Raw genomic sequence first — 19327 nt, forward strand, 5'->3', positions numbered from 1 at the left:
GTTTCCTACCGCTTTTAACGACAAACACTTGCAATGCCTTCCGTATTGTTATACTATTTAAAGAAAGGAAACGCATACAAAAGGAGATTCTTATGGCTTATTCATTTCGCAATCCTAGTGATGGCATTATCAAACATTACCTAGAAACCAGCAAGATCATCGCTGTGGTTGGATTATCTGATCGTGAAGACACAACCAGTCATCGTGTCAGCAAGGAGATGCAAGAGCGGGGCTATCGGATTATTCCTGTCAACCCCCGTGCAGCCGGTGGCCAGATTCTTGGAGAAACGGTGTATGCTAGCTTGCAGGAGATTCCTTTCCCAGTAGATATCGTCGATGTATACCGTCGCAGTGAGTTTTTACCAGATGTGGCACGTGATTTTATTGAGACGGATGCGAAAATTTTCTGGGCACAATTGGAACTGGAAAATCAAGAAGCAGAAGAAATCCTTCGTGGAGCTGGACGAGAAGATATCGTCATGAACCGCTGTATCAAACGAGAACACACCCGACTGATCTTAGGAGACTCCCTATACGGTTTATAAATGATAAACAATTGACATAGAAGAAAACCCCAGCTTGCTGGGGTTTTCTTCTTACTCTTATTCAGTTTCATGGCTTGGATGGCCTGTAAAATGGCGCGGCCCTTGTTTGATCTGCTTGATTTGATCATAAAATGCAATTTGGCAGTTAATAAAGTAAGGCATGGTATAAAAGCCGATGACATCGCGCGTGAAGTAATTCAAGAAGTACCAACCAATCAAGGTTAGATCGAGCACCAAGCGATTGCTGCGGAACCCTTTCATAGTTTCACGACTTTGGCGAAGGACTCCAAAGGCTCCCTTGTAGTCGCCGTCTCGTAATTGCTCGTAGAGGATCAATTCGACCAAGCTGAGACTGTAGTATTGTGGCAGGTAAAAGAGGAGGCCAAGTAGGCCCAGCACGACACCAGCAGTCATCAGAGGCATTTGTTGCATGAGAGATTGGAATTCAGGACTAGAAGCACTCAAAGTGCTAGGGTTGCTCACCTTATCGTAGATCGCCAAAAATCGAATGCTGGCGTAGGTGCTGATGAGGCTCCCCGCATAGAGGATGAGTCCCCATAAAAAGAGGACGGCTTGCTTCAAAATCAAGGTGGCAAATACAGAGGTAAAGCGATCTTGTTTAAAGATATCTAAGACGCGTGTTCGGTGCTCGATCTTGGGATTAATCGTATCTAAATAGCTAAAAGTCGCACCAACCACTAAAATGGAGATGACAAAGGAGACGACAGAAGGAAAGAGTTGTCGCTGGATCATGTAGATACTTGCTTGCTGCAAGGTCATATCCGGTAGTAGATCGACCAGATCTTGCCCACTTAAGAGAAAGTTAGCAAGAATGGTCAACAGGACCGGAAGAGCAAAAAGGATAGCTAAGCCCGGTTGCTGGACTTGCATGGTACGTGCCCGGAGGCGAATCAGTTTAAGGTTCATAGATGACACTCTCTTCATAGTAGTACTTTTTATTATAACATAAGTCCGTGACAGAGCCGGTAAAATTTGGTACAATCGTACAGGTGCTCACAGGAAAACTGTGACAGGAATAAGAAGGCTGGGACTGTTTTTCCCAGTACGGAGGTAACCATGACAGATTCACCGATTCAATATCGATTAATCAAAAAAGAAAAGCATACAGGTGCTCGTCTGGGAGAAATTATCACCCCTCACGGGACCTTCCCAACCCCAATGTTTATGCCTGTAGGGACTCAGGCAACCGTTAAGACCCAATCGCCAGAAGAACTCAAGGAAATGGGTTCCGGAATTATCTTGGCCAACACCTACCATCTCTGGCTTCGTCCGGGGGACGACTTGGTCGCAAAAGCAGGAGGACTGCACCAGTTCATGAACTGGGACCAGCCCATTTTGACAGATAGTGGAGGCTTCCAGGTCTATTCATTGGCGGATACCCGCAACATCACCGAAGAAGGGGTAACCTTTAAAAACCACCTCAACGGCTCGAAGATGTTCCTCTCCCCAGAAAAGGCCATCTCGATCCAAAATAATCTAGGGAGCGACATCATGATGTCCTTTGATGAATGTCCTCAGTTCTATCAGCCCTATGATTATGTGAAAAAATCAATCGAACGGACCAGTCGTTGGGCAGAACGTGGCCTAAAGGCTCACCGTCGCCCTCATGATCAAGGTCTTTTCGGGATTGTCCAAGGGGCTGGATTTGAAGACTTACGCCGTCAGTCTGCTCAAGATTTGGTCGGCATGGACTTTCCAGGTTATTCTATCGGTGGCTTAGCTGTTGGGGAAAGCCATGAAGAGATGAATGCCGTGCTTGATTTCACAACTCCGCTCTTACCAGAGAACAAGCCGCGCTATCTCATGGGAGTAGGAGCTCCAGACAGTCTGATCGATGGCGTTATTCGTGGAGTGGATATGTTTGACTGTGTCTTGCCGACGCGGATTGCGCGAAATGGTACCTGTATGACTAGCCAAGGACGCCTAGTAGTGAAAAATGCGCAATTTGCAGAAGACTTTACACCGCTAGATCCCGAATGTGATTGCTACACTTGTAAGAACTATACCCGAGCTTACCTTCGCCACCTCCTCAAGGCAGATGAGACCTTCGGCATTCGCTTGACAAGCTACCACAACCTGTACTTCTTGATCAACCTCATGAAGCAGGTCCGTCAAGCCATTATGGATGACAATCTCTTAGAATTCCGTGAGCATTTCGTCGAAAAATATGGCTATAACAAATCAGGACGGAATTTCTAGAAATAGATAAATAGGAAGAAAAAAGACTACAGCCATCTGAAAATAATAGGAATAACTGCTAGACGCAGTGGTTGATTGGTATCTTTGTTCGCTTGTTAAGCTCCAAAGATAACCTAATCAACTGTGCGGGGGGGGAGACGACGAACAAATTGGATATAAATTTGTTCTGTCTCGCTCCCTTTTTCCTATATAATAGCAACTTTTTTAGCACTCTATTTCTTTCGAAAACACTTTCATCAAAAAAACGAAAAAAATCTTCTCAAATCCCTTGCATTGGGCCTTTGTTTGTGTTAAACTACTATGGTGCTGTGAAAAACAGCTATTAGCTTTGATGCAAGAGGTTGCGACACGCTCGGTTGCATTGCCACGCAACGCGCGTCGGTTTTCTTGTGGAGCTAGCCTATTATCTTAAATAGACGAAAAGGAGAAAAAGATGGCAAACAAAAAAATCCGCATCCGTTTGAAAGCGTACGAACACCGTACACTCGACACAGCGGCTGCAAAAATCGTAGAATCAGCTACTCGTACAGGTGCACAAGTTGCGGGTCCAATCCCACTTCCAACTGAGCGTAGCCTCTACACAATCATTCGTGCGACTCACAAATACAAAGATTCTCGCGAACAATTCGAAATGCGTACACACAAACGTTTGATCGATATCATCAACCCAACTCAAAAAACAGTTGACGCTTTGATGAAATTGGATCTTCCAAGTGGTGTAAACGTAGAAATCAAACTTTAATCTAAAGCTTGATCCAGAGCATAAAAAACGCTCGTTAAAAACTTTTTGAATAAAAAACTATAGAAAAGGAACTATTTTCTCATGACAAAAGGAATCTTAGGGAAAAAAGTGGGAATGACTCAAATCTTCACTGAAGCTGGCGAATTGATCCCTGTAACAGTTATCGAAGCAACTCCAAACGTTGTTCTTCAAGTTAAAACTGTTGAAACAGATGGTTACAACGCTATCCAAGTTGGTTTCGATGACAAACGCGAAGTATTGAGCAACAAACCTGCTAAAGGACATGTAGCAAAAGCTAACACGGCTCCTAAGCGCTTCATTCGTGAATTCAAAAACGTTGAAGGCTTGGAAGTTGGTGCTGAAATCACAGTTGACACTTTCGAAGCTGGAGACATTGTTGATGTAACTGGTACTTCTAAAGGTAAAGGTTTCCAAGGTGTTATCAAACGCCACGGACAATCACGTGGACCTATGGCTCACGGTTCTCGTTACCACCGTCGTCCAGGTTCTATGGGACCTGTTGCACCTAACCGCGTATTCAAAGGTAAAAACCTTGCAGGACGCATGGGTGGCGATCGTGTAACAATTCAAAACCTTGAAGTTGTACAAGTTGTTCCAGAAAAGAACGTTATCCTTATCAAAGGTAACGTACCAGGTGCTAAGAAATCTCTTATCACTATCAAGTCAGCAGTTAAAGCTGGTAAATAATAAGGAAAGGGGAATACAGTCAAAATGGCAAATGTAACATTATTCGACCAAACTGGTAAACAAGCGGGCGAAGTTGTTCTTAACGATGCGATCTTTGGTATCGAACCAAACCAAGCAGTTGTATTTGATGTGATCATCAGCCAACGTGCTAGCCTTCGTCAAGGAACTCACGCAGTTAAAAACCGTTCAGCCGTTTCAGGTGGCGGACGCAAACCATGGCGTCAAAAAGGAACTGGACGTGCTCGTCAAGGTTCTATCCGCTCTCCACAATGGCGTGGTGGTGGAATTGTCTTCGGACCAACTCCACGTAGCTATGCGTACAAACTTCCTCAAAAAGTTCGTCGCCTTGCACTTAAATCTGTTTATTCAGAAAAAGTTGCTGAAAACAAATTTGTAGCCGTTGATTCTCTTGAATTTACAGCTCCAAAAACTGCTGAATTTGCAAAAGTTCTTGCAGCTTTGAGCATCGATTCTAAAGTCCTTGTTATTCTTGAAGAAGGAAACGAATTCGCAGCTCTTTCAGCTCGTAACCTTCCAAACGTGAAAGTTGCGACTGCTACAACTGCAAGTGTTCTTGACATCGCAAATAGTGACAAACTTCTTGTTACTCAAGCAGCTATCTCTAAAATCGAGGAGGTTCTTGCATAATGAATTTGTATGATGTTATCAAAAAACCTGTTATCACTGAAAAGTCAATGGCTCAACTTGAAGCAGGAAAATATGTATTCGAAGTTGACACTCGCGCTCACAAACTTTTGATCAAACAAGCTGTTGAAGCTGCGTTTGAAGGTGTAAAAGTTGCGAATGTGAACACTGTAAACGTAAAACCTAAAGCAAAACGCGTTGGACGTTACACTGGTTTTACTTCAAAAACTAAAAAAGCTATCATCACGCTTGCAGCTGATTCTAAAGCAATCGAGTTGTTTGCTACTGAAGCTGAATAATCTAAGGAGGAAATATCGTGGGAATTCGTGTTTATAAACCAACAACAAACGGTCGCCGTAATATGACTTCTTTGGATTTCGCTGAAATCACAACAAACACACCTGAGAAAACTTTGCTTGTTTCTCTTAAAAACAAAGCAGGTCGTAACAACAACGGTCGTATCACTGTTCGTCACCAAGGTGGTGGACACAAACGTCATTACCGTTTGATCGATTTCAAACGTAACAAAGATGGAGTTGAAGCAGTCGTTAAAACGATCGAATACGATCCAAACCGCTCAGCTAACATCGCGCTTGTACACTACACTGACGGTGTGAAAGCTTACATCATTGCCCCTAAAGGTCTTGAAGTAGGTCAACGCATCGTATCAGGACCAGAAGCAGATATCAAAGTCGGAAACGCTCTTCCACTTGCTAACATCCCAGTTGGTACTTTGATCCACAACATCGAATTGAAACCTGGTAAAGGTGGAGAATTGGTACGTGCTGCTGGAGCTTCTGCTCAAGTATTGGGTTCTGAAGGTAAATATGTACTTGTTCGTCTTCAATCAGGCGAAGTTCGTATGATTCTTGGAACTTGCCGTGCTACAGTTGGTGTTGTCGGAAATGAACAACATGGACTTGTTAACCTTGGTAAAGCGGGACGTAACCGCTGGAAAGGTGTTCGCCCTACAGTTCGTGGTTCTGTAATGAACCCGAATGATCACCCACACGGTGGTGGTGAAGGTAAAGCACCAGTTGGACGTAAAGCGCCATCTACTCCTTGGGGTAAACCTGCGCTTGGTCTTAAAACTCGTAACAAGAAAGCGAAATCTGACAAACTTATCGTTCGTCGTCGCAACCAAAAATAATCATAAGCAACTAGCTTACACTTTCCGCCAGCTCGGTAGCGCTGCATAGCAGCGCAAGCCGCTGTGGTACTAAATTTTAAAGGAGAAAATTACAAAATGGGACGTAGTCTTAAAAAAGGACCTTTCGTCGATGAGCATTTGATGAAAAAAGTTGAAGCTCAAGCAAACGACGAAAAGAAAAAAGTAATTAAAACTTGGTCACGTCGTTCAACGATCTTCCCAAGTTTCATCGGATACACTATCGCAGTTTATGATGGACGTAAACATGTACCTGTTTACATCCAAGAAGACATGGTAGGTCACAAGCTTGGTGAATTTGCACCAACTCGTACTTACAAAGGTCACGCGGCAGACGACAAGAAGACACGTAGAAAATAAGGAGAACATAAATGGCAGAAATTACTTCAGCTAAAGCAATGGCTCGTACAGTGCGTGTTTCACCTCGTAAATCACGTCTTGTTCTTGACAACATCCGTGGTAAAAGCGTAGCCGATGCCATCGCTATTTTGACATTCACACCAAACAAAGCTGCAGGGATCATCCTTAAAGTGTTGAACTCAGCAGTAGCAAACGCTGAAAACAACTTTGGTTTGGAAAAAGCTAACTTGGTAGTATCTGAAGCATTCGCAAACGAAGGACCAACAATGAAACGTTTCCGTCCACGTGCGAAAGGTTCAGCTTCACCAATCAACAAACGTACAGCTCACATCACAGTAGCTGTTGCAGAAAAATAAGGAGGTAAACTCGTGGGTCAAAAAGTACATCCAATTGGTATGCGTGTTGGTATCATCCGTGATTGGGATGCCAAATGGTATGCTGAAAAAGAATACGCGGATTACCTTCATGAAGATCTTGCAATCCGTAAATTCATTCAAAAAGAATTGGCTGACGCAGCCGTTTCAACTATTGAAATCGAACGCGCAGTAAACAAAGTTAACGTTTCTCTTCACACTGCTAAACCAGGTATGGTTATCGGTAAAGGTGGAGCAAACGTTGATGCACTTCGTACAGCTCTTAACAAATTGACTGGTAAACAAGTACACATCAACATCATTGAGATCAAACGTCCTGACTTGGATGCTCACCTTGTTGGTGAAGGAATCGCTCGTCAATTGGAACAACGTGTTGCTTTCCGTCGTGCACAAAAACAAGCGATCCAACGTGCTATGCGTGCTGGAGCTAAAGGAATCAAAACTCAAGTATCAGGTCGTTTGAACGGTGCAGATATTGCCCGTGCAGAAGGATACTCTGAAGGAACTGTTCCACTCCACACACTTCGCGCTGATATCGATTACGCTTGGGAAGAAGCAGACACTACTTACGGTAAACTTGGTGTTAAAGTATGGATCTACCGTGGTGAAGTTCTTCCAGCTCGTAAAGACGCTAAAGGAGGTAAATAACCAATGTTAGTACCTAAACGTGTAAAACACCGTCGCGAATTCCGTGGTAAAATGCGCGGTGAAGCAAAAGGTGGAAAAGAAGTAGCATTCGGTGAATACGGTCTTCAAGCTACAACTAGCCACTGGATCACAAACCGTCAAATCGAAGCTGCTCGTATCGCCATGACTCGTTACATGAAACGTGGTGGTAAAGTTTGGATTAAGATTTTCCCACACAAATCATACACCGCTAAAGCTATCGGGGTACGTATGGGATCTGGTAAAGGGGCTCCTGAAGGTTGGGTAGCACCAGTTAAACGTGGTAAAGTGATGTTCGAAATCGCTGGTGTATCTGAAGAGATCGCGCGCGAAGCACTTCGTCTTGCTAGCCACAAATTGCCAGTTAAAACTAAATTTGTGAAACGTGAAGCAGAATAAGGAGAGGTCATGAAACTTACAGAAGTAAAAGAATTTGTTAAAGAACTTCGTGGTCTTTCTCAAGAAGAACTCGCGAAGCGTGAAAATGAATTGAAGAAAGAATTGTTTGAACTTCGTTTCCAAGCAGCTGCTGGTCAATTGGAACAAACTGGACGTTTGAAAGAAGTGAAAAAACAAATCGCTCGTATCAAAACTGTTCAATCAGAAGCTAAATAATAGACTAGGGAAGGAGAATTTCAATGGAACGCAATAATCGTAAAGTTCTTGTTGGACGCGTTGTGTCTGACAAAATGGACAAAACAATCACAGTTGTAGTTGAAACTAAACGTAACCACCCAGTCTATGGTAAACGTATCAACTATTCTAAAAAATACAAAGCTCATGATGAAAACAATGTTGCTAAAGAAGGCGATATCGTTCGTATCATGGAAACTCGTCCGCTTTCAGCTACAAAACGCTTCCGTCTTGTAGAAGTCGTTGAAGAAGCGGTCATCATCTAATCATACCTGAAAGGAGAAAACGTAAATGATTCAAACAGAAACTCGTTTGAAAGTCGCTGACAACAGTGGCGCACGCGAAATCTTGACAATCAAAGTTCTTGGTGGTTCAAAACGTAAATTCGCGAGCATCGGTGATGTAATCGTTGCATCTGTAAAACAAGCTACTCCTGGTGGTGCGGTTAAGAAAGGTGACGTTGTAAAAGCTGTTATCGTTCGTACTAAATCAGGTGCTCGTCGTAAAGATGGTTCATACATCAAGTTCGACGAAAATGCAGCAGTGATCATCCGTGACGACAAAACTCCTCGCGGAACTCGTATCTTCGGCCCAGTTGCACGTGAATTGCGTGACGGTGGTTTCATGAAGATCGTGTCACTTGCTCCAGAAGTACTTTAATCAATAAAAAAACAAACACAGTCCCCTGGCATAAGCCAGGGTGCCCATCGGGCGTAAGAATAAAAGGAGAATAAAATGTTTGTAAAAAAAGGCGACAAAGTTCGCGTTATCGCTGGTAAAGACAAAGGCGTAGAAGCTGTTGTTCTCACTGCTCTTCCAAAAGTAAATAAAGTTGTTGTAGAAGGTGTAAACATCATCAAGAAACACCAACGTCCAAATAACGAAAACCCTCAAGGTGCAATCGTTGAAAAAGAAGCTCCAATCCATGCTTCTAACGTTCAAGTTTTGGACAAAAACGGTGTTGCTGGACGTGTTGGCTACAAATTTGTAGACGGCAAAAAAGTTCGCTACAACAAAAAATCAGGCGAAGTGCTTGACTAATCACGAAGGAAAGGAGAAGTATAATGGCTAATCGTTTAAAAGAAAAATACCTTAATGAAGTAGTACCATCATTGACTGAACAGTTCAACTATTCATCAGTTATGGCTGTGCCAAAAGTTGATAAAATCGTTTTGAACATGGGTGTTGGTGATGCAGTATCAAATGCTAAAAACCTTGAAAAAGCTGCTGAAGAGCTTGCTTTGATCTCAGGTCAAAAACCATTGATCACTAAGGCTAAAAAATCAATCGCCGGCTTCCGTCTTCGTGAAGGTGTTGCGATCGGTGCAAAAGTTACCCTTCGTGGTGAACGTATGTACGAATTCTTGGATAAATTGGTAACAGTTTCACTTCCACGTGTACGTGACTTCCATGGTGTTCCAACTAAATCATTTGATGGACGCGGAAACTACACACTTGGTGTGAAAGAACAATTGATCTTCCCAGAAATCAACTTTGATGATGTTGATAAAACTCGTGGTTTGGATATCGTAATCGTAACTACAGCGAACACAGACGAAGAATCACGTGCATTGCTTACTGGCCTTGGAATGCCGTTTGCAAAATAATATAGGAGGTAAAACTAATGGCTAAAAAATCTATGATTGCTAAGAACAAACGCCCAGCGAAGTTCTCTACTCAAGCATACACTCGCTGTGAACGTTGTGGACGTCCACACTCAGTTTACCGCAAGTTTAAACTTTGCCGTGTTTGCTTCCGTGAATTGGCATACAAAGGTCAAATCCCAGGTGTCACAAAAGCATCTTGGTAATTCTATGATACAAAGAGCGTAACAACCCCAGCAAAAATAGGAGATTTGGTGCAGGAGCGATGCTCCAAGACAAATCTATCTTTTTTGCCCAGGTTGTAGCTCGTGTTCAAATGAGTATAATCTCGTTTGCATGTATCAAAACTTTCTGAGCCTAGCTCAATCATTAACTAGCAAGTGCAACTTGCAAACTACTAGTAAGAGGAGAAATTATAATGGTTATGACTGACCCAATCGCAGACTTCCTTACACGTATTCGTAACGCTAACCAAGCAAAACACGAAGTACTTGAAGTACCTGCATCAAACATCAAAAAAGGGATTGCTGAAATCCTTAAACGCGAAGGTTTTGTAAAAAACGTTGAATTCATCGAAGATGACAAACAAGGTATCATCCGTGTATTCTTGAAATACGGACAAAACGGTGAAAAAGTTATCACAAACTTGAAACGTGTTTCTAAACCAGGTTTGCGTGTTTACAAAAAACGTGAAGATCTTCCAAAAGTTCTTAACGGACTTGGAATTGCTATCCTTTCAACTTCTGAAGGTTTGCTTACTGATAAAGAAGCACGCCAAAAGAACGTTGGTGGGGAAGTTATCGCTTACGTTTGGTAAAATCAAGATACAAAGCTCGTAAAGAACAAAGCAAAATTAGGAAGTTGGAGCAGTTTGTTGACAAACAAGCCAACTTATCTATTTTGCACAGTTATTAGAGCGTGTTCAGTTCAGCTCTTGAACCAAATAAGTATCTTAAACCCCGTGAAAACTGGCCTTCAAAGGCCTGACAATTTAACAGGAGAATAGAAAACATGTCACGTATTGGTAATAAAGTTATCGTGTTGCCTGCTGGTGTTGAACTCACTAACAATGACAACGTCGTAACTGTAAAAGGACCTAAAGGAGAACTTACTCGTACGTTCTCAAAAGATATTGAAATCCGTGTGGAAGGTACTGAAGTAACGCTTCACCGTCCAAACGATTCAAAAGAAATGAAAACAATCCACGGAACAACTCGTGCCCTTTTGAACAACATGGTTACTGGTGTATCAGAAGGATTCAAGAAAGAACTTGAAATGCGCGGGGTTGGATACCGTGCACAACTTCAAGGATCAAAACTTGTTTTGGCTGTTGGTAAATCACATCCAGACGAAGTTGAAGCTCCAGAAGGAATTACTTTTGAACTTCCAAACCCAACAACAATCGTTGTTAGCGGAATTTCAAAAGAAGTAGTTGGTCAAACAGCTGCTTATGTACGTAGCCTTCGTTCACCAGAACCTTACAAAGGTAAAGGGATCCGTTATGTTGGTGAATACGTTCGCCGTAAAGAAGGTAAAACAGGTAAATAATGTAGTTTGGTTGTTTTTCAACCAACCTTCATCTTACCAACTCAGTGCTTAGCACATGATTTTAAATTAAGAGGTGAAAATTGTGATTTCGAAACCAGATAAAAACAAAATCCGTCAAAAACGCCACCGTCGCGTTCGCGGGAAACTCTCTGGAACTGCTGATCGCCCACGTTTGAACGTATTCCGTTCTAATACAGGCATCTACGCTCAAGTAATTGATGACGTAGCGGGTGTAACGCTCGCAAGCGCTTCAACTCTTGACAAAGAAGTTTCAAAAGGAACTAAAACTGAACAAGCCGTTGTTGTCGGCAAACTTGTTGCTGAACGTGCAGTTGCTAAAGGTATTTCTGAAGTGGTGTTCGACCGCGGTGGATATCTATATCACGGACGTGTTAAAGCTTTGGCTGATGCAGCTCGTGAAAACGGATTGAAATTCTAATAGGAGGACACTAGAAAATGGCATTTAAAGATAATGCAGTTGAACTTGAAGAACGCGTAGTTGCCATCAACCGTGTTACAAAAGTTGTTAAAGGTGGACGTCGTCTTCGTTTTGCAGCTCTTGTAGTTGTTGGTGACCGTAATGGCCGTGTTGGATTTGGTACTGGTAAAGCTCAAGAAGTTCCAGAAGCAATCCGTAAGGCTGTTGAAGATGCTAAGAAAAACTTGATCGAAGTTCCTATGGTTGGAACAACAATTCCACACGAAGTAACATCAGTATTTGGTGGAGCTCGTGTATTGTTGAAACCAGCTATCGAAGGGGCTGGGGTTGCTGCAGGTGGTGCAGTTCGTGCCGTTGTCGAATTGGCAGGTATTGCAGATGTTACATCTAAATCACTTGGATCAAACACTCCAATCAACATCGTTCGTGCAACTGTTAACGGTTTGGCACAATTGAAACGCGCTGATGAAGTTGCTGCCCTTCGTGGTATTTCAGTTTCTGACTTGGCTTAAGAAAGGAGATTCAAATGGCTCAAATTAAAATTACTTTGACTAAGTCTCCAATCGGACGCATCCCGTCACAACGTAAAACTGTTGTAGCACTTGGACTTGGCAAATTGAACAGCTCTGTTATCAAAGAAGATAACCCAGCAGTACGTGGTATGATCACTGCTGTATCTCACTTGGTAACAGTTGAAGAAGTAAAATAATCTATTTAAAATAGAAACAAAGTTTTCAGGGGTATGAGAAGTTCTCATCCCCTAAAACTAAATATAAGTATAGGCGAGTTTGTAGTTAGGACACCTTTTCCTGATTACATGCGTTAGCAATTTACAAAAGAGGAGAAAATAAATAATGAAACTTCATGAATTACAACCTGCTACAGGTTCACGTAAAGTCCGCAACCGTGTTGGTCGTGGTACTTCATCTGGTAATGGTAAAACTTCTGGCCGTGGTCAAAAAGGTCAAAAAGCTCGTAGCGGTGGCGGTGTACGTCTTGGTTTTGAAGGTGGACAAACTCCATTGTTCCGTCGTCTTCCAAAACGTGGATTTACAAACATCAACGCTAAAGAATATGCTATTGTGAACCTTGATCAATTGAACGCCTTTGAAGATGGTGCTGAAGTAACTCCAGTAGTACTTGTAGAATCAGGAATTGTAAAAGCTGAAAAATCAGGTATCAAAATTCTTGGTAACGGAGAATTGACTAAGAAGTTGACTGTTAAAGCAACTAAATTCTCTAAATCAGCTGAAGAAGCTATCACTGCTAAAGGTGGTTCAGTTGAAGTCATCTAAGTGAGGTGACCTATGTTTTTTAAATTATTAAAAGATGCATTTAAGGTAAAACAAGTTCGGTCGAAGATTTTATTTACGATCTTCATCATTCTTGTTTTCCGCATTGGGACCACGATTACAGTGCCTGGTGTAAATGCGAAAATTCTGAACAACCTTCAAGATGTGTCCTTCTTGAACATGCTCAGTTTGGTTTCTGGGAATGCCATGAGGAACTTCTCAGTTTTCGCATTAGGGGTTAGCCCATACATCACAGCTTCGATCGTCGTGCAACTTTTGCAAATGGATCTGTTACCTAAGTTTGTTGAATGGGGCAAACAAGGGGAAGTTGGTCGAAGAAAGCTCAACCAAGCAACACGCTATATTTCTTTGGTTCTAGCCTTTGTTCAATCCATCGGGATTACAGCTACCTTCCACACCTTGTCTCAGGCGAAATTAGTCGCAACTCCAAATACCAAGACCTATCTATTAATCGGTGCGATTCTGACGACCGGTTCCATGATTGTGACTTGGCTTGGAGAACAAATCACAGATAAAGGCTACGGAAATGGTGTTTCAATGATTATCTTTGCAGGGATTGTGTCATCAATTCCTGAGATGATTAAAGAAATCTATGAAAATGCATTTGTGAATGTTCGTTCTGGTCAAATGACCAATTCCCTCATTTTTGTTGGGGTATTAATCCTTGCTGTCTTGGTTATTGTTTACTTTACAACCTTTGTAGAGCAAGCACAATACAAGATTCCAATCCAATATACTAAGATTGCTCAAGGAGCTCCATCAAGTTCTTACCTTCCTTTAAAAGTGAACCCAGCAGGAGTTATTCCTGTCATCTTCGCTAGTTCGATTACAGCAGCACCTGCTGCCATTTTCCAAGTAATTAGCGCTATGGGTTACAATGCAGGATGGGTGAAAACAGCCCAAGCCATGTTGGCTACAAACACACCAACTGGTGTCGCTATGTATGCCTTGTTGATCATTCTCTTCACGTTCTTCTACACGTTTGTTCAGATCAATCCTGAAAAAACAGCAGAAAACCTTCAAAAGAGTGGTGCCTATATCCCAGGTGTTCGCCCTGGTAAGGGAACAGAAGAGTTTATGTCTCGTTTGCTACGTCGTTTAGCAAGCGTCGGATCAGTATTCCTTGGCTTTATTACTATCATTCCAATCTTAGCCCGAGATTTATTTGGTTTGACAGATGCAGTTGCTCTTGGAGGAACGAGTTTGTTAATCATTATTTCAACAGGTATTGAAGGAATGAAACAATTAGAAGGCTACTTATTAAAACGTAAGTATGTCGGATTTATGGACACAACAACAGAATAGAATAAGGTTGACTTTGTCAGCCTTCTATTTTGTTTTTAAATGGAAATAGGAATTCGCTCCTGCTTCCATTTAAAAACAAAATAAGGAGGATTCATCATGAATCTTTTAATTATGGGATTGCCTGGAGCAGGTAAGGGGACCCAAGCGGCGAAAATCGTTGAAGAGTTTCACGTAGCGCATATCTCTACCGGCGATATGTTCCGCGCAGCAATGGCTAACCAAACTGAAATGGGTGTATTGGCAAAATCATTCATCGACAAAGGTGAATTGGTGCCAGATGATGTGACAAACGGGATTGTAAAAGAACGTTTGGCTCAAGACGACATTAAGGAAAAAGGATTCCTTTTGGATGGTTTTCCTCGCACGATCGAACAAGCTCATGCCTTGGATCAAATCTTGGTTGATCTTGGTTTGGAGCTTGAGGGAGTAATCAATATCGAAGTGGATCCATCTTGCCTTCTTGAACGCTTGAGTGGTCGTATTATTCACCGCGAAACAGGTGAAACTTACCATAAAGTATTCAACCCACCAGCTGACTACAAGGAAGAAGACTATTACCAACGTGAAGATGACAAACCAGAAACAGTGAAACGCCGCTTGGATGTAAATATTGCTCAAGGTGAGCCGATTCTTGCTCATTATCGTGGAAAAGGATTGGTACATGATATTGAAGGAAATCAAGACATCAACGACGTCTTCAAAGATATCCAAAAAGTCTTAGAGAATTTGAAATAAAAACGTTTTAGTCACTTGCAATATTTGACAACAAGTGTTACAATTAGTTAGTCTGACTTATAATTGTTACCTCTGTGCTCAGAGGAATGAATCGAAATTTATGGAGGTACTTTTGCGTGGCAAAAGACGATGTGATTGAAGTAGAAGGCAAAGTAGTCGATACAATGCCGAATGCTATGTTTACGGTTGAACTTGAAAATGGACATCAGATTTTAGCAACAGTTTCTGGTAAAATTCGTAAAAACTATATTCGTATTTTAGCGGGAGATCGTGTTACAGTGGAGATGAGTCCGTACGATTTGACACGTGGACGTATCACATACCGCTTTAAATAATCGAAAAACTTGGAGGGATAAAAATGAAAGTAAGACCATCGGTCAAACCAATTTGCGAATACTGTAAAGTAATTCGTCGTAATGGTCGTGTTATGGTAATTTGCCCAGCAAATCCAAAACACAAACAACGTCAAGGATAAGATAGAAAGGAGAAAACATGGCTCGTATTGCTGGAGTTGACATTCCAAATGACAAACGTGTAGTAATTTCATTGACTTATGTGTACGGTATCGGACTTCCAACATCTAAGAAAATCCTTGCTGCTGCAGGTGTTTCTGAAGATATTCGTGTTCGTGATCTTACACCAGATCAAGAAGATGCTATCCGTCGTGAAGTTGACGCAATCAAAGTTGAAGGTGACCTTCGTCGTGAAGTAAACTTGAACATCAAACGTTTGATGGAAATCGGTTCATACCGTGGTATCCGTCACCGTCGTGGACTTCCAGTTCGTGGACAAAACACTAAAAACAATGCTCGCACTCGTAAAGGTAAAGCTGTTGCGATTGCAGGTAAGAAAAAATAAAATAAAATAAGGAGGTAAAAATCTTGGCTAAACCAACACGTAAACGTCGTGTGAAAAAGAATATCGAATCTGGTATTGCTCATATTCACGCTACATTTAACAACACAATTGTTATGATTACTGATGTGCATGGTAACGCAATCGCTTGGTCATCTGCAGGTGCACTTGGATTTAAAGGTTCTCGTAAATCTACACCATTTGCTGCTCAAATGGCATCAGAAGCTGCTGCAAAAGCTGCTCAAGAACACGGACTTAAATCTGTTGAAGTAACTGTTAAAGGTCCTGGTTCAGGTCGTGAGTCTGCTATTCGTGCACTTGCTGCTGCTGGTCTTGAAGTAACTGCAATCCGCGATGTAACTCCTGTACCACACAATGGTGCTCGTCCTCCAAAACGTCGCCGTGTATAATCATCAACAATTACACAGCTTTTCGTTTAAGAGGGAGTATAGCAAATGATTGAGTTTGAAAAACCAAATATAACAAAAATTGATGAAAACAAAGATTATGGCGTGTTTGTCGTAGAACCACTTGAACGTGGCTATGGTACAACACTTGGAAACTCACTTCGTCGTGTACTTCTGGCTTCACTTCCAGGTGCAGCTGTCACTTCAATCAACATTGAAGGTGTACTCCACGAATTTGATACCGTTCCAGGAGTCCGTGAAGACGTTATGCAAATTATTCTTAACGTTAAAGGAATCGCCGTTAAATCTTACGTCCAAGACGAAAAGATTATTGAACTTGATGTAGAAGGACCTGCAGAAGTAACTGCTGGAGATATTCTTACTGATAGTGACATCGAAATTGTAAACCCTGATCATTATCTATTTACAATCGGAGAAGGAGCATCTTTGAAAGCAACGCTTACTGTAAACAGTGGACGTGGCTATGTTCCAGCTGATCAAAACAAAAAAGATGATGCACCAGTGGGAACACTTGCTGTAGATTCAATCTATACGCCAGTGACTAAAGTCAATTACCAAGTTGAACCAGCACGCGTTGGTAGCAACGATGGCTTTGACAAGCTAACCCTTGAAATTTTGACAAATGGGACAATCATTCCAGAAGATGCCTTAGGTTTGTCTGCTCGTATTTTGACAGAACACCTAAATCTATTCACAAACTTAACTGAAATTGCTATTGCAACAGATGTTATGAAGGAAGTAGATACAACTTCTGATGATCGCATTTTAGAACGTACGATCGAAGAATTAGATCTTTCAGTTCGTTCATATAACTGTTTGAAACGTGCTGGCATTAATACTGTTTATGATTTGACTGAAAAATCAGAAGCAGAAATGATGAAAGTTCGTAACTTGGGACGTAAGAGTCTTGAAGAAGTTAAAATCAAACTTGCCGACTTAGGCCTTGGGTTAAAAAACGATAAATAAAGGAGGAATACATGGCTTACCGTAAACTAGGACGCACTAGCTCACAACGTAAAGCGATGCTTCGCGATTTGACTACAGATCTTATCATCAATGAAGCAATTGTAACAACTGAAGCACGTGCGAAAGAAATCCGTAAATCAGTTGAAAAAATGATTACTTTGGGTAAACGTGGTGATTTGCATGCACGTCGTCAAGCTGCTGCATTCGTACGTAACGAAGTTGCATCACAAAACTTTGATGAAGAAACAGGTAAATACTCAGAAACAACTGCACTTCAAAAATTGTTCTCTGAATTAGCACCTCGTTATGCTGAGCGCAATGGTGGATATACTCGTATCCTTAAAACTGAACCACGTCGTGGTGATGCTGCGCCAATGGCTATCATCGAATTGGTATAAGATCATCAATTTTGTTGAGTGTTATGATGATGGAATACACTGTTATTCTTAGTCTAGCTCTGGTCTACCGCTGGGGATTTTCCCCAGCGGGAACACTCATCATATTGAATGAATGGTAGACGCTTGTTTACGAAATTGCTTTAATTTAAAACAATTTCGTAAGCAGGCGTTTTGTCTTGCTTTTCATGAGTAGTCGAGAATAGCAAAAAATGATATAATGGAACCCAAATCTCCAATAGAAGAAAAAGGATTCAATGACAAAACAACAAGCAATTAAATTACTAAAAGAGAAGTACCTTAGTAATATGAAAGAGGATTCGGAACTCTTTGTCGGTGTTGAATTAGAGTTTCCGATTGTAGAAATAAATGGAAACAAAACTAATATAGAGGTGACGAAAAATCTTTTTCGAACCTTAGCCAACTTATCAGATTTTGAAGTTGAAAAAATAGATGACAATCAAAATCCCATTCAATTGATTCACTGTTCTTCTAAAGATCGTATTCTATTCGAGTTGAGTTACAATACAATTGAATTTGCATTTGAGAGAGCTCATTCTATAAATGAGGTAGCCAAACGTTTTGAGGCTTATTTGAAGATCATTCAACCGATTTTACAAGAAAATAATCACGAAATTCAAGGGCACGGAATCCATCCTTTGTGGAAAGAAAATGATAATAGCCCAGTGAAAATCGAACGATACAAGATGTTAATGGCTTTCCTTGCAATGAATGGTACAGGGATGAAGACACACTCCTATCCTTCGTACGGAGCATTTATATGCGGAAACCAGGTTCAATTGGATGTAAGGCGCGATAATTATATTCGCATCATTAATGCATTTAATAAAATTGAAGCAGCAAAAGCATATTTGTTTTCTAACTCAGAATTTTCAGCAGAGGCTTGGGATACAAAAATTGCTAGAGATATTTTCTGGGAAGAATCCTTACATGGTTATTATAAGGAAAATGTAGGGATTTATCCTAAGGACTACCAAAGCGAAGAAGAGTTTTTTAATAATCTCGCTAGAACGGCTATTTTTACAGCAACTAGAGAGGGGAAATCATATTATTTTAAACCAATTCGAGTGGAGGACTATCTAGATCAAAAAGAAATTACAGCCTATACGGCTGATGGAAATGAGAAGATCATTAACCCTGTAAAAGAAGATCTAAAACAACATCGAAGTTACCAATTTCAAGATTTAACTGCTCGTGGGACTGTGGAATTTAGAAGTGTTTGTACACAACCATTAGAAACCACCTTTGCCCCGATAGCCTTTGAGTTGGGCTTGTTTGTAGAATTAGAAAAACTGGAAAACTATTTAGAAGATTCTTCATTTTTTAAAAATGAAGAACAGGACTATCGAAAACTTAGAAAGAAATATTCAAAGAAAATTCTAAGTAAAGAAGAAAAAGAAGCGATCCAATCCTTTTCAAAAGATCTTCTAGACATAGCTGAAGCAGGTTTAATGAAAAGAGGCTACGGGGAAGAAAAATTTCTCATCATTAACAAAGAACTAGACTAATAGAAAAGCCTTATTACAGGCTTTTCTTTATTACTTTCAAAAAAACTTTCAAAAAAATAAAATTTTTTGGAAAAAAGTGTTGACAGTAAGGAGAGGTCATGATATACTAATATAGTTGTCGCGCGAGAGCGACAAAGACCTTTGAAAAC

The 19327-nt window shown here is 41.2% G+C and carries 33 protein-coding genes; 32 read left to right on the top strand and 1 reads right to left on the bottom strand.

Annotated elements, in window-relative coordinates; all coding sequences use genetic code 11:
• The first annotated feature begins 92 nt into the window (after positions 1-92).
• On the top strand, positions 93-545 hold the full coding sequence (locus LIZ08_RS07755) for a CoA-binding protein (RefSeq protein WP_021154247.1): 453 nt from the start codon (positions 93-95) through the stop codon (positions 543-545).
• A 57-nt stretch (positions 546-602) separates the two neighbouring features.
• Here LIZ08_RS07755 and LIZ08_RS07760 read toward each other — a convergent pair whose 3' ends face one another.
• Entirely contained in the window at positions 603-1472 is an 870-nt protein-coding gene (locus LIZ08_RS07760; RefSeq protein WP_227038627.1) for a DUF975 family protein, read from the bottom strand.
• A 150-nt stretch (positions 1473-1622) separates the two neighbouring features.
• Between LIZ08_RS07760 and tgt the strand changes: the two genes are divergently transcribed.
• From tgt to LIZ08_RS07915, 31 genes are all read left to right on the top strand, one after another.
• Positions 1623-2765, top strand: coding sequence for a tRNA guanosine(34) transglycosylase Tgt (gene tgt, locus LIZ08_RS07765; RefSeq protein ID WP_021154249.1), 1143 nt, complete (start codon positions 1623-1625; stop codon positions 2763-2765).
• Between the two features lie 433 nt (positions 2766-3198).
• The gene (gene rpsJ, locus LIZ08_RS07770) at positions 3199-3507 is read left to right on the top strand and encodes a 30S ribosomal protein S10 (RefSeq protein WP_003009585.1); all 309 of its coding nucleotides are present in this window, start codon (positions 3199-3201) and stop codon (positions 3505-3507) included.
• Positions 3508-3588: 81 nt separating this feature from the next.
• Positions 3589-4215, top strand: a complete 627-nt coding sequence (rplC, locus tag LIZ08_RS07775) for a 50S ribosomal protein L3 (RefSeq protein WP_003010846.1) — start codon at positions 3589-3591, stop codon at positions 4213-4215.
• A gap of 24 nt (positions 4216-4239) precedes the next feature.
• Entirely contained in the window at positions 4240-4863 is a 624-nt protein-coding gene (gene rplD, locus LIZ08_RS07780; protein ID WP_003009591.1) for a 50S ribosomal protein L4, read from the top strand.
• Positions 4863-5159, top strand: coding sequence for a 50S ribosomal protein L23 (locus tag LIZ08_RS07785; protein WP_003009593.1), 297 nt, complete (start codon positions 4863-4865; stop codon positions 5157-5159). The genes rplD and LIZ08_RS07785 overlap by 1 nt, the downstream gene beginning before the upstream one ends.
• Positions 5160-5176: 17 nt before the next feature.
• Positions 5177-6010: a 50S ribosomal protein L2 gene (gene rplB / locus LIZ08_RS07790; protein WP_000512900.1), complete on the top strand. Its 834-nt coding sequence runs from the start codon at positions 5177-5179 to the stop codon at positions 6008-6010.
• A gap of 96 nt (positions 6011-6106) precedes the next feature.
• A complete protein-coding gene (rpsS, locus tag LIZ08_RS07795; RefSeq protein WP_000533766.1) occupies positions 6107-6388 on the top strand; it encodes a 30S ribosomal protein S19 in 282 nt (93 codons plus the stop codon).
• 11 nt (positions 6389-6399) lie between these two features.
• Positions 6400-6744 carry a 50S ribosomal protein L22 gene (gene rplV, locus LIZ08_RS07800; protein WP_000818139.1) on the top strand — a complete coding sequence of 115 codons (345 nt, stop codon included), beginning with the start codon at positions 6400-6402 and terminating at the stop codon, positions 6742-6744.
• Between the two features lie 12 nt (positions 6745-6756).
• Positions 6757-7410, top strand: coding sequence for a 30S ribosomal protein S3 (gene rpsC / locus LIZ08_RS07805; RefSeq protein WP_227038628.1), 654 nt, complete (start codon positions 6757-6759; stop codon positions 7408-7410).
• 3 nt (positions 7411-7413) lie between these two features.
• Entirely contained in the window at positions 7414-7827 is a 414-nt protein-coding gene (rplP, locus tag LIZ08_RS07810) for a 50S ribosomal protein L16 (RefSeq protein WP_000960947.1), read from the top strand.
• Positions 7828-7836: 9 nt separating this feature from the next.
• Entirely contained in the window at positions 7837-8043 is a 207-nt protein-coding gene (gene rpmC / locus LIZ08_RS07815) for a 50S ribosomal protein L29 (protein WP_003002350.1), read from the top strand.
• Between the two features lie 23 nt (positions 8044-8066).
• Positions 8067-8327 (top strand): 30S ribosomal protein S17, encoded by a 261-nt coding sequence (gene rpsQ, locus LIZ08_RS07820; RefSeq protein ID WP_000440801.1) that lies wholly within the window; start codon positions 8067-8069, stop codon positions 8325-8327.
• Between the two features lie 25 nt (positions 8328-8352).
• Positions 8353-8721 carry a 50S ribosomal protein L14 gene (gene rplN / locus LIZ08_RS07825; protein ID WP_003002384.1) on the top strand — a complete coding sequence of 123 codons (369 nt, stop codon included), beginning with the start codon at positions 8353-8355 and terminating at the stop codon, positions 8719-8721.
• A gap of 75 nt (positions 8722-8796) precedes the next feature.
• Positions 8797-9102: a 50S ribosomal protein L24 gene (rplX, locus tag LIZ08_RS07830; RefSeq protein WP_003002315.1), complete on the top strand. Its 306-nt coding sequence runs from the start codon at positions 8797-8799 to the stop codon at positions 9100-9102.
• Positions 9103-9125: 23 nt separating this feature from the next.
• Positions 9126-9668, top strand: a complete 543-nt coding sequence (gene rplE, locus LIZ08_RS07835) for a 50S ribosomal protein L5 (RefSeq protein WP_003009606.1) — start codon at positions 9126-9128, stop codon at positions 9666-9668.
• A 17-nt stretch (positions 9669-9685) separates the two neighbouring features.
• Entirely contained in the window at positions 9686-9871 is a 186-nt protein-coding gene (locus LIZ08_RS07840) for a type Z 30S ribosomal protein S14 (protein ID WP_001085699.1), read from the top strand.
• Positions 9872-10083: 212 nt separating this feature from the next.
• Positions 10084-10482 (top strand): 30S ribosomal protein S8, encoded by a 399-nt coding sequence (gene rpsH / locus LIZ08_RS07845; RefSeq protein WP_003010897.1) that lies wholly within the window; start codon positions 10084-10086, stop codon positions 10480-10482.
• A gap of 194 nt (positions 10483-10676) precedes the next feature.
• Positions 10677-11213: a 50S ribosomal protein L6 gene (rplF, locus tag LIZ08_RS07850; protein ID WP_049492183.1), complete on the top strand. Its 537-nt coding sequence runs from the start codon at positions 10677-10679 to the stop codon at positions 11211-11213.
• A gap of 82 nt (positions 11214-11295) precedes the next feature.
• The gene (rplR, locus tag LIZ08_RS07855) at positions 11296-11652 is read left to right on the top strand and encodes a 50S ribosomal protein L18 (protein WP_003010871.1); all 357 of its coding nucleotides are present in this window, start codon (positions 11296-11298) and stop codon (positions 11650-11652) included.
• 17 nt (positions 11653-11669) lie between these two features.
• Entirely contained in the window at positions 11670-12164 is a 495-nt protein-coding gene (rpsE, locus tag LIZ08_RS07860; RefSeq protein ID WP_003009617.1) for a 30S ribosomal protein S5, read from the top strand.
• A 14-nt stretch (positions 12165-12178) separates the two neighbouring features.
• Positions 12179-12361, top strand: coding sequence for a 50S ribosomal protein L30 (gene rpmD / locus LIZ08_RS07865; RefSeq protein ID WP_002894509.1), 183 nt, complete (start codon positions 12179-12181; stop codon positions 12359-12361).
• A gap of 145 nt (positions 12362-12506) precedes the next feature.
• A complete protein-coding gene (gene rplO / locus LIZ08_RS07870; RefSeq protein ID WP_049504191.1) occupies positions 12507-12947 on the top strand; it encodes a 50S ribosomal protein L15 in 441 nt (146 codons plus the stop codon).
• Between the two features lie 12 nt (positions 12948-12959).
• The gene (gene secY / locus LIZ08_RS07875) at positions 12960-14270 is read left to right on the top strand and encodes a preprotein translocase subunit SecY (protein ID WP_023920186.1); all 1311 of its coding nucleotides are present in this window, start codon (positions 12960-12962) and stop codon (positions 14268-14270) included.
• 96 nt (positions 14271-14366) lie between these two features.
• Complete coding sequence (locus tag LIZ08_RS07880) at positions 14367-15005, top strand: adenylate kinase (protein WP_009732030.1); 639 nt, start codon at positions 14367-14369, stop codon at positions 15003-15005.
• Between the two features lie 116 nt (positions 15006-15121).
• On the top strand, positions 15122-15340 hold the full coding sequence (infA, locus tag LIZ08_RS07885; protein WP_001029883.1) for a translation initiation factor IF-1: 219 nt from the start codon (positions 15122-15124) through the stop codon (positions 15338-15340).
• A gap of 23 nt (positions 15341-15363) precedes the next feature.
• Positions 15364-15480, top strand: a complete 117-nt coding sequence (rpmJ, locus tag LIZ08_RS07890) for a 50S ribosomal protein L36 (RefSeq protein ID WP_001808836.1) — start codon at positions 15364-15366, stop codon at positions 15478-15480.
• Between the two features lie 17 nt (positions 15481-15497).
• Positions 15498-15863: a 30S ribosomal protein S13 gene (gene rpsM / locus LIZ08_RS07895; protein WP_003009631.1), complete on the top strand. Its 366-nt coding sequence runs from the start codon at positions 15498-15500 to the stop codon at positions 15861-15863.
• Positions 15864-15886: 23 nt separating this feature from the next.
• Positions 15887-16270 carry a 30S ribosomal protein S11 gene (rpsK, locus tag LIZ08_RS07900; RefSeq protein ID WP_003002390.1) on the top strand — a complete coding sequence of 128 codons (384 nt, stop codon included), beginning with the start codon at positions 15887-15889 and terminating at the stop codon, positions 16268-16270.
• A 45-nt stretch (positions 16271-16315) separates the two neighbouring features.
• A complete protein-coding gene (locus LIZ08_RS07905; protein WP_003009635.1) occupies positions 16316-17254 on the top strand; it encodes a DNA-directed RNA polymerase subunit alpha in 939 nt (312 codons plus the stop codon).
• Between the two features lie 11 nt (positions 17255-17265).
• Positions 17266-17652: a 50S ribosomal protein L17 gene (gene rplQ / locus LIZ08_RS07910; protein ID WP_003002399.1), complete on the top strand. Its 387-nt coding sequence runs from the start codon at positions 17266-17268 to the stop codon at positions 17650-17652.
• A gap of 254 nt (positions 17653-17906) precedes the next feature.
• The gene (locus tag LIZ08_RS07915) at positions 17907-19178 is read left to right on the top strand and encodes a gamma-glutamylcysteine synthetase (protein WP_227038629.1); all 1272 of its coding nucleotides are present in this window, start codon (positions 17907-17909) and stop codon (positions 19176-19178) included.
• Positions 19179-19327 lie beyond the last annotated feature (149 nt).

It is taken from the genome of Streptococcus sp. 210928-DFI.4.42, from assembly GCF_020554365.1.
In the GTDB taxonomy this organism is placed as follows: domain Bacteria; phylum Bacillota; class Bacilli; order Lactobacillales; family Streptococcaceae; genus Streptococcus; species Streptococcus parasanguinis_S.

Bases quoted from the DNA above. Each gene is read 5' to 3' on its own strand.
- LIZ08_RS07915 (WP_227038629.1), top strand. From the start codon at position 17,907: ATGACAAAACAACAAGCAATTAAATTACTAAAAGAGAAGTACCTTAGT.
- rpsQ (WP_000440801.1), top strand. From the start codon at position 8,067: ATGGAACGCAATAATCGTAAAGTTCTTGTTGGACGCGTTGTGTCTGAC.
- rplC (WP_003010846.1), top strand. From the start codon at position 3,589: ATGACAAAAGGAATCTTAGGGAAAAAAGTGGGAATGACTCAAATCTTC.
- rplO (WP_049504191.1), top strand. From the start codon at position 12,507: ATGAAACTTCATGAATTACAACCTGCTACAGGTTCACGTAAAGTCCGC.
- rplF (WP_049492183.1), top strand. From the start codon at position 10,677: ATGTCACGTATTGGTAATAAAGTTATCGTGTTGCCTGCTGGTGTTGAA.
- rplP (WP_000960947.1), top strand. From the start codon at position 7,414: ATGTTAGTACCTAAACGTGTAAAACACCGTCGCGAATTCCGTGGTAAA.
- LIZ08_RS07755 (WP_021154247.1), top strand. From the start codon at position 93: ATGGCTTATTCATTTCGCAATCCTAGTGATGGCATTATCAAACATTAC.
- secY (WP_023920186.1), top strand. From the start codon at position 12,960: ATGTTTTTTAAATTATTAAAAGATGCATTTAAGGTAAAACAAGTTCGG.
- LIZ08_RS07760 (WP_227038627.1), bottom strand. From the start codon at position 1,472: ATGAACCTTAAACTGATTCGCCTCCGGGCACGTACCATGCAAGTCCAG.
- tgt (WP_021154249.1), top strand. From the start codon at position 1,623: ATGACAGATTCACCGATTCAATATCGATTAATCAAAAAAGAAAAGCAT.
- rpsJ (WP_003009585.1), top strand. From the start codon at position 3,199: ATGGCAAACAAAAAAATCCGCATCCGTTTGAAAGCGTACGAACACCGT.
- rplN (WP_003002384.1), top strand. From the start codon at position 8,353: ATGATTCAAACAGAAACTCGTTTGAAAGTCGCTGACAACAGTGGCGCA.
- LIZ08_RS07785 (WP_003009593.1), top strand. From the start codon at position 4,863: ATGAATTTGTATGATGTTATCAAAAAACCTGTTATCACTGAAAAGTCA.
- rplQ (WP_003002399.1), top strand. From the start codon at position 17,266: ATGGCTTACCGTAAACTAGGACGCACTAGCTCACAACGTAAAGCGATG.
- rpsE (WP_003009617.1), top strand. From the start codon at position 11,670: ATGGCATTTAAAGATAATGCAGTTGAACTTGAAGAACGCGTAGTTGCC.
- rplX (WP_003002315.1), top strand. From the start codon at position 8,797: ATGTTTGTAAAAAAAGGCGACAAAGTTCGCGTTATCGCTGGTAAAGAC.
- rpmC (WP_003002350.1), top strand. From the start codon at position 7,837: ATGAAACTTACAGAAGTAAAAGAATTTGTTAAAGAACTTCGTGGTCTT.
- LIZ08_RS07880 (WP_009732030.1), top strand. From the start codon at position 14,367: ATGAATCTTTTAATTATGGGATTGCCTGGAGCAGGTAAGGGGACCCAA.
- rplV (WP_000818139.1), top strand. From the start codon at position 6,400: ATGGCAGAAATTACTTCAGCTAAAGCAATGGCTCGTACAGTGCGTGTT.
- rpsM (WP_003009631.1), top strand. From the start codon at position 15,498: ATGGCTCGTATTGCTGGAGTTGACATTCCAAATGACAAACGTGTAGTA.
- LIZ08_RS07840 (WP_001085699.1), top strand. From the start codon at position 9,686: ATGGCTAAAAAATCTATGATTGCTAAGAACAAACGCCCAGCGAAGTTC.
- rpmJ (WP_001808836.1), top strand. From the start codon at position 15,364: ATGAAAGTAAGACCATCGGTCAAACCAATTTGCGAATACTGTAAAGTA.
- rpmD (WP_002894509.1), top strand. From the start codon at position 12,179: ATGGCTCAAATTAAAATTACTTTGACTAAGTCTCCAATCGGACGCATC.
- rplD (WP_003009591.1), top strand. From the start codon at position 4,240: ATGGCAAATGTAACATTATTCGACCAAACTGGTAAACAAGCGGGCGAA.
- rpsS (WP_000533766.1), top strand. From the start codon at position 6,107: ATGGGACGTAGTCTTAAAAAAGGACCTTTCGTCGATGAGCATTTGATG.
- rplE (WP_003009606.1), top strand. From the start codon at position 9,126: ATGGCTAATCGTTTAAAAGAAAAATACCTTAATGAAGTAGTACCATCA.
- rpsH (WP_003010897.1), top strand. From the start codon at position 10,084: ATGGTTATGACTGACCCAATCGCAGACTTCCTTACACGTATTCGTAAC.
- LIZ08_RS07905 (WP_003009635.1), top strand. From the start codon at position 16,316: ATGATTGAGTTTGAAAAACCAAATATAACAAAAATTGATGAAAACAAA.